A 12,587-nucleotide genomic window follows, 5' to 3' on the forward strand; every position below is an offset into this window, starting at 1 on the left:
CGTTTATCCCCCCGGGGATAATTTAATGGTGAGACATGTACCCTCATGTTGGTTAGTGGAAACTTCTAAAAAACCACCGTGTGCTTTAATAATGTCGTTGGTAATGCTTAACCCCAACCCCGTACCTTCGGTGCCCTTCTTTGTCGTGAAAAAAGGCTGAAGAATCTTTTCCTTTATATCTGGTGAAATACCCGGACCATTATCCTCAATTTCTATGAAAGTTGCTTGATTCTTCTCATAGGTCCTCACCGTCAGCTTTGGCTTATATTCTTTACCCTCACTTCCTGAAAGCTGTGGGCTGCCAACTGACAGCTTTTCCCTCATCGCATCAAAGGCATTATTACACAAATTGATTATCACCCGGCTAAAATCTTCAGGAATCAGCGGTACTTCTCCGATCGAATCATCCAGCTCAAAATCCATAGCTACGTTTATGGGATTCTTGCTTGCCCTCATACCATGGAAGGAGAGATTTACAAATTCTTTAACCAATGCATTCAAATCCGTAGGCTCCATCTTTCCGGAACCACCCCGGCTATGCTCCAGCATTGATTTGACGATAGAATCAGCCCGTGTACCGTGTACATGAATTTTGCGGAGATTCTTGTCAATATCATTCAGGTTATCATTGGCCTCCTTAATACGCCCTTTATCCTCCGCTGAAAGCTGATCGCTGAGAGCTGAAAGCTCCTCTTTTGTCTCTTCTATCAACTCCACACTCAACTCCGAAAAATTATTCACAAAATTCAGCGGGTTCTTAATCTCGTGGGCAATGCCGGCGGTGAGTTGTCCAAGGGAAGCCAGTTTTTCCTGCTGTATAAGCTGTTCTTGTGTAGCCTGCAGGTTTTCAAGACTTTCTTCCAATTCCCTGGTTCGTTTTTTGACAAGATTTTCCATAGTGCCATATAATTCGCCATATCGATGGGAGATAAACAGGCTTAAACCAAAAGGGATGGAGGAAAATGCTAATGTCGTATTTAAATAAGACAAGAAGCTTGAAAGGGTATATACTCCTAAAACTTCCAGCCAATAAATGATCACACAAATGATAGACGCTAATATTCCGCCTGCAATATAAACCAGCCCGGTTTTTTTTCTGCGATATGCAACTCGGATCAGGAAGGCACTCAATACAAACGATATAAATAAAACACCCAGTGCTGAATAAGCCAGGTAAAAATCAAAATGATAAATCAGTGCATAAGCCAGAAAAACCCAGGCAAAATGAATTACCTGGTAGTAGTTCTTTAACCGGAACAGCAGGGCTATCACAAAAGGAAGAATGGTAAATGGAAATGCGCATAACAGGTTCCAGGTATAATCTGCAAGAATATAGCCTAATGTCTTGTACTCAATGAAAGCAAAACTGTGCACAGTCAGGCTTCCTATAAGTAAACATAAAATGACGAGTATGATTACAGGGTTGGAGGGGTCTTCAGGAAACTTCAGGTAGAGCATTAAATGAATTAGAAATAGCATCAATAAAATGCCTCCGGTAAAAGAAGCCGTAAATATTCTAAAATCAATTTCGGCAGATAAGTACTTATTGTAGGAAGCAGTGGAAAAACCCATAGTAAAACCCAAATCTGTAGCTGTCTTTCCAAATAACTGTTGATATGGTTTTGCCTGGTGGAATGAGTATCTGACGGCCAATGTGTGTATCCCTCCGGGTTCAATACTGACAGACTCTTTGAGCTTAGTGTTTGGTGAAAAAGTGGTTTCGCTTTCAGGATGAACCGAGAAGATTCCATAATTTTTTATGAGTTTCCCATCCAGATAGACCTCAGCGGCTCCAAATCCGTAAAAATAAAGGTTCCAGTTTTCTTTATAGAAAGCACTGTCGGCAATAAACTGAATTCTCCACCATCCGTAACCCGGCCAGAGTGAATCCGGCATTTCGCTTGCCCGGAGCCCGCCCGGCGGGATATTATGCCATGAGGAATCATTAAAATCAGGATCAGCCCATTCCGGGTTATCACCGGGGTGGTACCTCCAGGATTTATCGAACTTGGGAGAGCTTAAAAGCAGTCGGCCGGTATCAGTTACATCAGCCATTTCGATAGCAGTCAAAGTTGTGTCCTGGTGGACAGGGTTTTCAGCTATGCCCACAGAAAGAAGTAACCCGAAAAATATGGCTAAAGTATTCATGGCACTGTATTTAATTGTACTATAAAACAGGTGCCATTACCATTCGTATTAATACGTATTTCCCCGCCGTGGGCTTTTACAATATCATTAGTGATGCTAAGCCCCAACCCGGTTCCCTCTGTACCTTTCTTGGTCGTAAAAAATGGTTGTAATATCTTACTTCTCATCTCCTCCGGAATTCCCGGTCCGTTGTCTTCAATCTCAATAGATACTTTCCCGTTTTGAAAGGAAGTCCGCACCGTTAGTTTTGCCCTATATTCTTTACCACCACTTTCTGAATGCTGTCGTCTGTCAGCTGACAGCTTTTCCCTCATCGCATCAAAGGCATTGTTGCACAGGTTCACGATCACCCGGCTGAAATCTTCGGCAATCAGCGGTACTTCTCCGATCGAATCATCCAGCTCAAAATCCATAGCTACATTTATGGGATTCTTGCTTGCTCTCATCCCGTGGAAGGAGAGGTTCACAAATTCTTTGACCAAAGCATTCAAATCGGTAGGCTCCATCTTTCCGGAACCACCCCGGCTGTGTTCCAGCATGGATTTAACGATGGAGTCAGCCCGTGATCCATGCTCATGAATTTTGCGGAGATTCATGTCAATGTCCTTCAGTATTTCATGAGCCTCTTTAATACGCCCTTTATCCTCAGCTGAAAGCTGATCACTGAGAGCTGACAGCTCCTCCTTCGTCTCTTCAATCAACTCCACACTTAACTCCGAAAAATTATTCACAAAATTCAGCGGGTTTTTAATCTCATGAGCGATGCCGGCGGTGAGTTGCCCAAGCGAAGCCAGTTTTTCCTGCTGAACCAATTGCTCCTGGGCCGCTCGCAGTTCATTTAATGCCGACTGCAGTTTTTGATAGGCTTCTGCATTTTGAACGGCAATACCTACGTTGGCTGCAATAGTGGAGAGCAAACGAAGGTCAGTTTCGCTGAATCGGTTTTCCTGTTCCTTACTTTGAACGCTGATTACCCCCAGTGATTTTTTACCGGCCAGGATGGGAACTCCAAGGTAAGACTCCACCATTTCCCCTTTCTTCTCAGCCTTAATTTTATCGTAGGTTTCATCGAGGTCGTGGTTCACCAGCAGTGGCTCTTTGCTGGTGATGATTTTTTCGGTGATTCCATTTCCAAAAGGCCGCGATTCTGATTTATCTCCATAGTAATATGGAAAATGAAGCAGGTCTGATTTCTTATCATGAATAGCCAGGTAAACAATGTCTGCTTTAAATGTTTCCCGCATCTTTTCCCCAACCAGTTTAAAAAGCGCATCCACTTCCAGCTGCGATACAATCGCCTTACTGATACTGTTCACGGTTTGAAGTTCGGCGGCTCGCTGCTCGGTTTCCCCCAATAGCCGGGTGGTTTCGTTAAACAATCGGGCATTTTCAAGCGCTACACTCATACTGTTTGTGAGGGTGGTAAGCAGGCGAACATCTGATTCTGTAAACGCGTGCTCCTTTTCTACATTCTGAAGGCTGATGGAGCCCATTACTTTATCACCCACGATCATTGGTACAAAGATGGCTGCCTTGGGAGGTAACCCCTTACTAATACCATGATCGGTGTCTCCGTATTTTTTAGCCGTTTCTACATAATCTTCATTAATAAGTAATGCTTCTTTGGTTTTGATGAGATGTTTATTTGCCCAGATAAATGGCCGGGGTTCTAGATAAAGACGTTCCCCATTTTCAACGGCGTATTCCCAGGTCTCAATTTCTTTGTCATGGTCGAAAGTACGGATGAGCATTGTTTGGGTATTCAGAACCTCACAAATGCGGTTGCCAACCAGGCTGTAGATGGCCTGCATGTCCATTTCCCGCACCAATCCTTCCTGCACACTGTTGATTACGGCCAGCTCGGCATTACGCTGTTCGGTTTCAGCCAGCAGACGGTTGGTTTCATTAAAAAGGCGGGCATTTTCGAGGGCCACCGTCATACTGTTAACCAAGGTGGTAAGTAAACTTACGTCGGAAGAAGAGAAAGCATTCTCCCGGTCCAGGTTTTGAAGGGTCACATACCCGCGAACGGTATCACCCACAATCATTGGTACATATACTGCAGACTTTGCCAATTTTGTTCCGGGTACAGGCTTGAATGGTTTCTTATTTATCCTTGCCATTTCAGCTGCTGCATTCTCATTAATCAGCAGCGTCGATTTATCTTCAATAATTTTAGCTCTAAGCCTGTCGTATAATCTTGATTTTGGGTAAAGCCTTTCCCCGTCTTCAAATACATACTTAAATAGTTCTTTCTTCACTTCGTGATTAAAAGTAACCACACCGGTTACCTGGGCATCAAAAAGATCTCTAATTCGGGAACCCACTAAATCATAGATACCCTGCATGTCCATTTCAGCAACAAGGCCCTGTTGTACACTATTTATAACGGCAAGCTCTGCATTTCGCTGTTCGGTTTCGTTAAAAAGACGTGCATTTTCCAGCGCAACACTCATACTGTTGGCAAGAGTACTTAACAGCCGTACATCAGAATCGCTGAATGCATGTTCCCGGTCGTTGTTTTGCAAAGTGAGGTATCCCCGCACTTCGTCCGATACAATCATAGGAACATATAGTGCTGATTTTGCCAGTCGGGTACCCGGCACCGGCTTTATGGTCTCACCCTTTATTTCCGAGAGAATTTCAGCTGCATTTTCTTCGATATTCAGAATGGTTTTCTCTTTAATAATCTTCTCTCTGATCTTGTCATATCGCCTGACCTTTGGGTACATTCGGGCGCCATCCTCAAAAGCATATTTCCAATCTTCTGTTTTAGCCTCATGATTAAAAGTAACGATACCGGTAACCTGAGCATCAAAGAGTTCGTGTATTCGGTTACCCACCAGGTCATAAATACCTTGCATGTCCATTTCCGCAACCAAGCCCTGCTGCACGCTGTTAATTACAGCTAATTCTGCATTTCGTTGCTCGGTTTCGTTGAAGAGCCGGGCGTTTTCCAGCGCTACACTCATACTGTTGGCAAGAGTACTTAGCAGCCGTACATCCGATTCACTGAAGGCATGTTCCTTGTCAATATTTTGAAGGCTTACATAACCCCGGACGCTGTTACCGACTTTAAGCGGTACATAGAGCATAGACTTAGGGAATGTTGTGCCCGGTACGGCTTTGGGGGCTTCCCCGGTGATAGTGGTGTACGCTTCTTTGGCATTTTCGGCAATATGGATCAACTTCTGAGTGCTAATAAGTCGTCTGCGAATCTTATCATAGGGGCGGGGAGCGGGCTCAACACGTTCTCCATTTTCAAAAGCGTATTGGAAATGTTCTTGTTCGCTTTCATGATTAAAGGTGCCGATGATAACGCCCTGTGCATCAAACAAAACCCTGACTTTTTCGCCCACCAAGTCATAAATGCCCTGCATATCCATTTCAGCCACAAGCCCCTGCTGAACACTGTTGATTACCGCCAGTTCCGCATTCCGTTGTTCGGTTTCGTTGAAGAGCCGGGCGTTTTCCAGGGCTACACTCATGCTGTTGGCCAGGGTGCTTAGCAGGCGCACATCCGAATCGCTGAAGGCAAACTCCCGATCCAGATTTTGCAAACTCACATAACCACGGACTTTATCTCCTAAAATGAGCGGAACATAGACCATCGATTTTGGAAACTTAGTGCCGGGGGCGGCTTTTCCAGTTCCCCCATACTGTTTGGTTGCCTCCGGGGCATTTTCGTTTATATGAATGAGTTGATGAGTGTTTATGATGTAATCCCGAATCCCATCATATTTCCGGGAGTCAGGGTAGAACCGCTTTCCATCTTCGAACACATAATGGAAGTGCTCGATTTTACTTTCGGTATCAAATTCAGCGATAACGGTAACCTGAGAATCAAATAGGTCACGTATTTTATCACCTACCAGATTATAAATGCCTTGCAGGTCCATTTCGGCTACAAGTCCCTGCTGTACACTGTTTATTACCGCCAGCTCGGCATTTCGCTGCTCGGTTTCGTTAAAAAGCCGGGCACTTTCCAGAGCAATTCCCAGACTGTTTGCAAGAGTACTTAATAATTGGGTGTCATCATCGCTGAAGGCATGCTCACGGTCAACATTTTGAAGGCTTAAATACCCAAAGGTTGTTTTACCGGAAACCATAGGTACCCACAGAGCAGATTTGGTCAGTTTTGTTCCCGGAGCTACCGAAGGTTCTTCACCCGTCAATTCAGTCCAAACTTCATCTGCATTTTCATTGATGCAAATCAACTCCTGAGTATCTATTAACCGCTGGCGGAGTTTATCGATAGGACGGGGTTTAAGATCATGGCGTTCTCCATCTTCAAAAGCATAATGAAAATGTTCGGTGCCGGTCTCCAAATTAAAAGTTGAGATAACTGCAACCTGTGCATCAAACAAGTCTCTGATATGCTCCCCAACCATCTCATAGATGTGCTGCATATCTTTTTGTTCAAGAAGAGCTTTCTGAACATTATTGATTACAGCTAATTCAGCCTCCCGTTGCTGTAACAACTCTGAAGTAACCTCTTTCCCCATATTACCTCCGATAATAATCATCGCTGATGGTTACGGGGACAACAACACCTTCATGGTCCCCAAAAAATACCCATTGCTAAAGAACGATATTGGTTATAACCACGAACAAACACTTCCGATTATTTGCACCCAAAACAGTAGCTTGAGTAAGCTAATAGAAAATTTCTGATATCAAAACCGGAAGATTGATATTGATAAGTGGATTTTTATGCCACTTTTTGCTTTGTTTAGTTTCATTTCAAACAAAGCATCAAGATTATGAAATACGATATTTCGGAACGGTACAATTGTGTGGTAATTACTTTTAAGGGGAATTTGATGGGTGGACCCGATGCTGAACAATTTCGGGAAAAGCTTCATGAACTGATCGAGAAGGATAAGAAAGAAATCATTGTGGACTTGGGGAAGGTGAAGTTTATTAACTCATCCGGGTTAGGGATTTTGATTGGCGGACTTACGACTATGAAAAATGCCGGTGGAGAGTTGGTAATCTGCCAGGCCGACAAGAAAATTGAAAGCCTTTTGATGGTAACCCAGCTTGTGAAGGTGTTTAACCATTTCCGCACACTTGACGAAGCCGCTGACTATTTCCACGAAAAAGGAAAAGAAGACTAAACTAAAACAAAAAAAACCCGCATTAACTGAATAATGCGGGTTTTTATTTTCTGTCAATATGGGTCGTTATTAATAACGATACTGATCTGACTTATAAGGCCCTTTTATAGGAACACCGATGTATTCGGCTTGCTCTTCCGTCAGTGTTTCAAGTTCTACGCCAATTTTGGACAAGTGCAGTCGGGCTACTTTCTCATCCAGTGATTTTGGTAGTACGTGAACGCCTACCTCAAATTCTTCCGGACGATTCCACAGAGCAATCTGTGCAAGCGTTTGGTTGGTGAAACTGTTACTCATCACAAAGGATGGGTGACCGGTTGCATTTCCAAGGTTCATCAGGCGACCTTGCGACAGCAGAATAACCTGTCGGCCGGTTTCATTCACCGTAAACACATCTACCTGTGGTTTGATGTTTTCTTCCTCGGCGTTTTTCTTCAGCCAGGCAACATCAATCTCATTATCAAAGTGACCGATGTTTCCTACAATGGCTTTGTCTTTCATATTCAGGAAGTGGCGGTCTTTGATGATGTCTTTGTTACCGGTTGCAGTAACGAAGATGTCGCCTTCTTCAACGGCATCGTCCATCTTCTTCACTTCAAAACCGTCCATTGCGGCCTGTAGGGCACAAATCGGGTCAATCTCTGTTACAATAACCCGGGCTCCGGCGCCTTGAAGAGAGGCAGCGGTTCCTTTTCCGACATCACCGTATCCGGCAACAACAGCTACTTTTCCGGCCATCATTACATCTGTGGCACGGCGTATAGCATCGGCAGCAGACTCGCGGCAGCCATATTTGTTGTCAAACTTCGACTTGGTAACCGAGTCGTTTACATTAATAGCCGGGATAGGCAGGGTGCCATTGCGTTCCCGCTCAATCAGGCGAAGCACGCCGGTTGTGGTTTCTTCAGAAATCCCGTTAATACCATCCACCAGTTCCGGATATTTGTCCAGCACCATATTGGTGAGGTCACCGCCATCATCTAAAATCATATTCAATGGCTGGCCGTCCGGGAAAAAGATGGTTTGCTCAATACACCAGTCAAATTCCTCCTCGGTCATTCCTTTCCACGCATAAACCGGGATTCCGGCTTCGGCAATGGCTGCAGCTGCGTGATCCTGCGTGGAGTAGATGTTACAAGACGACCATGTTACTTCCGCGCCAAGCTCAATCAGTGTTTCAATCAGCACGGCGGTTTGGATGGTCATGTGAAGGCAACCGGCAATGCGGGCACCTTTCAGTGGCTGCTCATCTTTGTATTCTTCACGGATGGCCATGAGTCCGGGCATTTCCGCCTCGGCAAGTTCAATTTCCTGCCGGCCATATCGAGCCTGCGAAATATCTTTAACTTTATAGGCTAACTTTTCTTCTTCTTTAACTTGTGGCATGTTATTTATGATGTTTTGTTCTGTTCTATAATTTCTTTTGTGTCCTGATAGTCGCTGCCGCTTAATCCAAGTTCAGCTTTTATCAAATATCCCTGCGGGTCAACAAATACTTTAAAGGGGATACCCAGGGTAATGACTTCATCTCCAACATTGTTGACGTCCAGCACATATTTGAAATCATAATCATTGTTCTCTTTGAAATTCCGGACGTCCTCAAGGGTATCTGAATCGTTCAGGTTTACGGCAACTACAACAAAGTCGTCGGGGTATTCATTCTGAAGGGAATCCATTGCCGGAAAAACCTGCAGGCAGGGGCCGCACCAGGTTTCCCAAAAATCAATAAGTACTACTTTTCCTTTAAGGTCTGCTACTGTTACTTCGTTGCCTTCAAGATCCTGAAAGCTGGCATTCCAGATAGCTTCATCAATTTTTTGATTTGCTTCTGAAAGGTTGCGAGGATTTTTTCGGGTTGAATCGGTGCAGGATATAATCGTTAAAATTACAATAAGCAGAGCAGGTAAAAAGGTAGATTTCATATACGTGTTTTTGATTTTTGGCATCAACAATACAAGATACGATTTAGTTCTTTAAATATTGAACCGAAGCAGCACTTTGAAACGGGCACATATTATTAAGGCCAAAGATGAGTTATAGTAACATAGGCAATGGTTCTTAAACAGGTGAAGTCAGTAATGTGGTTAAAAGTTAAGTGAGTATGCCTAACCTATTTTTTCATTAAACAAAAAGTGAAATGGAGGTGCAATTAAATTTAATTATGTTATTTTAATTAATTCGGAAGTGAAGTCTAACATACTTCAAGTATTATTATTAATAAAATTAGCCAAAGGACATGATCTACAGGAAATCGCTTTTCGTTTCCTGAATGAGGTCATTAAATAAAACATAAATAAAAACCAGAACACTATGAGAAATAGCTACTATGTAAGATTTCTGGCTGTTCTTGCTGTCACATTTTTTTGTGCGCAGGTTGCAATAGCACAGTATACAGTATCCGGTACGGTAACAGATGCCTCAACCGGAGAAGCATTGGTCGGTGTTACTATTTTTGACGCCAACACCAATACAGGTACTTCAACCAATATTAATGGTCGGTATTCTCTTGAGTTACCAACAGGCGAAACCAGCTTACGGTTCTCATCTATTGGGTATGTAACCCAAAACCTTGATGTATCAGGATCCAATGGAGAGGAAGTAACGCTTGATGTTGAGATGCGTTCGGATGTTGCGAATCTTGAAGAATTGGTAGTAACAGGTTTAGCAAGTTCGATCAAAAGAGAGAACCTTGCTAATGCCATTACCAAGGTAGATGCTGCAGATTTAGTTGAACGAACACAACCTCAAACACTGGATGGAGCCTTTAAAGGGAAGATTCCGGGTGTATCCATTCGTTCACAAAGTGGTGCTCCGGGCGGTGGTATTAACGTACAGATGCGTGGAGTAAGTACACTGGGAGCCGGTTCTTCTCAGCCACTCTACATCATTGATGGTGTGTACGTGAACAACGATGCCATTTCTAACTCCCGATATCTGACGACAGGTGCCAACAGTACCCAGGAAGATAACTCAGCTAACCGCCTTTCTGATATTAACCCGGAAGACGTGGAAAGTATCGAGGTGCTTAAAGGGCCTTCTGCTGCGGCTATTTACGGCCAGCGGGCGAATGCCGGTGTGATTATCATAACCACTAAAAAAGGACAGGCCGGAGATACTCAGGTTTCAGTTTCTCAGGATGTTGGATTCAATAGTGCCCTTAACCTGGTTGGTGTTGCTGAATGGAATCCCGATAAAATTACGACCTATACCTCCATTTTTGGTGGTAATACTGCTGCTGAAATTGCTGCATATAATGCCGCTGCCAATGCCGGTCGTATTTATGATTATGAAGAAGAGTTATATGGAAACACAGGCTTGATCACACAAACAAATGTGGGCGTGTCAGGCGGTAACAGTGCTACCAGCTTTTACATTACAGGTACAACCCGAAGCGAAGACGGGATCATCGAAAACACCGGTTTTGACAGAAACTCCATTCGCTTGAACCTCGATCACCGTATCAGCGAGAACCTGAGGGTAGCGAGTCGCACCAGTTATACATTCAGCGAAAACCAGCGTGGTTTCACCGGAAACCAGAACGGTACGGGTGGTTCCATTGGTTATGCACTTTCCTACACCCCAACGTATGCGCAGTTATTCCCGAACGATCAGGGCGATTATCCTAACAACCCATATTTTAGTGATAATATGTTGTCGATCGTTAACAATGCGGTGAATGACCAAACGGTACAACGATTGATTCAGGGACTTCAGGTAAATGCTGACCTGTTTAAGAGCGGTTCAAATATTGTTTCTCTTTCCGTGGACGGTGGTGTTGACTACCTGACCTTTAAGAGTATGGTTTGGATGCCTACTTACCTTCAGAATCAGCAGAGTAATGCCAACCCCGGAGATGTGGTTCACACCATCGAAGATAATTTCAACTCCAATGTGCAGGCTGTGTTAAGCTATGCAACAACGGTATCTTCGAATATCCAGTTGAACACTCAGCTCGGTTTTTCCCGGTTCGATCAGTTCCAGGAACGTAATGTAGTTCGAGGCCAGGGTCTGGTTGCCGGACAAACCGGTATCGCAAATGCCACTATCCAGTCGGTAATCAACCAAACAGAAGTTGAGGTTGTTGACCTTAGCTGGTTTGGACAGGAAGAGATTAACTGGGATGACAAAATCATTGCTACCGTTGGTGGTCGTTTTGACCGATCCTCATTAAATGCTGATCAGGATGAATACTACTTCTATCCGAAAGCATCGTTGGCGATTAACCTGTTAAACTTCGACATCATTGAAGGCGACTTCCTTAACCAGTTGAAGCCGCGTATAGCTTATGGCGAGACGGGTGGTCTTCCCAACTTTGGTGTAACCTACAGTTCTCTGAACTCAGGAAACATCGGTGGGTTATTAGCCACTTCAGTTGGTGGGCGTAGTATTGACCCCAACCTGAAGCCTGAAAGTGCTCAGGAGCTTGAGTTTGGTGTTGATGTAGCCATGCTTGATAACCGAATTTCACTTGAAGCTACTTATTACAACAAAAAAGTAGCGGATCTGATTTTGGATGAGCAGGTACCAACATCTTCCGGTATTTCTGTGATTGCAACTAATGCAGCTGACCTGGTAAACAAAGGAATGGAATTTACGCTGAACCTGAACCCGGTTCGCAATCCAAACCTGAACTGGTTCTCAACAGTACTTTTCTGGAAGAATGAGTCAGAAATCACAGATCTATCTATTGATGGATATACAACCGGTGGTTTCGGAACTAGTTTGAGTAACTACCTGATTCAGGAAGGATTCTCACCATCTACTATTGTAGGTCTTCCTGCAGTTAGTGATCCTTCATTGTACACTATTTATGGTGACGGACAGCCTGATTTCGAAATGTCATTCTCGAATGAATTCAACATTTATAAAAACTTCGATTTCAGCTTCCTGTGGCACTGGAAAAGCGGTGGAGACAATATCAACCTCTCCCAGCTGCTTACCGATGCAGGAGGTACATCTCCTGACTGGAACGACAGCGTTGAGGGATCAACCCTTCCAAAAGGAGCTGATCGTGTAATTAATGGCGGTTCCGGAGCATATGTATATGATGCGTCTTACGTGAAACTACGTGAGATTGGATTGTACTACACCGTACCTACCGAAACGCTTACTAATATTTTTGGCAATAGCGTGAGCAACATAAAGATTGGTGCTTCAGCAAACAATGTATTGCTGTTCTCTGACTACCCAAGTTATGATCCGGAAACCTCCGTATTTGGTACTCAGGCCATCAACAACTCTGTGGAAGTAACTCCTTATCCGACTTCCCGGCAGGTAATGTTCCACGTAAATATTGACTTTTAATTTATAGGAATGAAC

The 12,587-nt window shown here is 43.9% G+C and carries 6 protein-coding genes; 2 read left to right on the top strand and 4 right to left on the bottom strand.

Features of this window, described 5'->3' with window-relative positions:
- Positions 1 to 3: 3 nt before the first annotated feature.
- Together JJ941_RS10535 and JJ941_RS10540 are read right to left on the bottom strand one after the other, a co-directional pair.
- Positions 4 to 2,148, bottom strand: a complete 2,145-nt coding sequence (locus tag JJ941_RS10535) for a sensor histidine kinase (protein ID WP_290964838.1) — start codon at positions 2,146 to 2,148, stop codon at positions 4 to 6.
- The gene (locus JJ941_RS10540) at positions 2,145 to 6,674 is read right to left on the bottom strand and encodes a GAF domain-containing protein (RefSeq protein WP_290964841.1); all 4,530 of its coding nucleotides are present in this window, start codon (positions 6,672 to 6,674) and stop codon (positions 2,145 to 2,147) included. The genes JJ941_RS10535 and JJ941_RS10540 overlap by 4 nt, the downstream gene beginning before the upstream one ends.
- Before the next feature lie 237 nt (positions 6,675 to 6,911).
- Between JJ941_RS10540 and JJ941_RS10545 the strand changes: the two genes are divergently transcribed.
- The gene (locus tag JJ941_RS10545) at positions 6,912 to 7,268 is read left to right on the top strand and encodes an STAS domain-containing protein (protein WP_290964843.1); all 357 of its coding nucleotides are present in this window, start codon (positions 6,912 to 6,914) and stop codon (positions 7,266 to 7,268) included.
- Between the two features lie 69 nt (positions 7,269 to 7,337).
- On the opposite strand, the gene ahcY is transcribed toward JJ941_RS10545, so the two are convergent.
- Together ahcY and JJ941_RS10555 are read right to left on the bottom strand one after the other, a co-directional pair.
- Entirely contained in the window at positions 7,338 to 8,654 is a 1,317-nt protein-coding gene (gene ahcY, locus JJ941_RS10550) for an adenosylhomocysteinase (RefSeq protein ID WP_290964845.1), read from the bottom strand.
- 5 nt (positions 8,655 to 8,659) lie between these two features.
- The gene (locus tag JJ941_RS10555) at positions 8,660 to 9,190 is read right to left on the bottom strand and encodes a TlpA disulfide reductase family protein (protein ID WP_290964847.1); all 531 of its coding nucleotides are present in this window, start codon (positions 9,188 to 9,190) and stop codon (positions 8,660 to 8,662) included.
- 388 nt (positions 9,191 to 9,578) lie between these two features.
- Between JJ941_RS10555 and JJ941_RS10560 the strand changes: the two genes are divergently transcribed.
- Positions 9,579 to 12,572, top strand: coding sequence for a SusC/RagA family TonB-linked outer membrane protein (locus tag JJ941_RS10560; protein WP_290964850.1), 2,994 nt, complete (start codon positions 9,579 to 9,581; stop codon positions 12,570 to 12,572).
- Positions 12,573 to 12,587: the final 15 nt, after the last annotated feature.

Source organism: Gracilimonas sp. (assembly GCF_017641085.1).
GTDB lineage: Bacteria > Bacteroidota > Rhodothermia > Balneolales > Balneolaceae > Gracilimonas.

Bases quoted from the DNA above. Each gene is read 5' to 3' on its own strand.
- ahcY (WP_290964845.1), bottom strand. From the start codon at position 8,654: ATGCCACAAGTTAAAGAAGAAGAAAAGTTAGCCTATAAAGTTAAAGAT.
- JJ941_RS10560 (WP_290964850.1), top strand. From the start codon at position 9,579: ATGAGAAATAGCTACTATGTAAGATTTCTGGCTGTTCTTGCTGTCACA.
- JJ941_RS10540 (WP_290964841.1), bottom strand. From the start codon at position 6,674: ATGATTATTATCGGAGGTAATATGGGGAAAGAGGTTACTTCAGAGTTG.
- JJ941_RS10535 (WP_290964838.1), bottom strand. From the start codon at position 2,148: ATGAATACTTTAGCCATATTTTTCGGGTTACTTCTTTCTGTGGGCATA.
- JJ941_RS10555 (WP_290964847.1), bottom strand. From the start codon at position 9,190: ATGAAATCTACCTTTTTACCTGCTCTGCTTATTGTAATTTTAACGATT.
- JJ941_RS10545 (WP_290964843.1), top strand. From the start codon at position 6,912: ATGAAATACGATATTTCGGAACGGTACAATTGTGTGGTAATTACTTTT.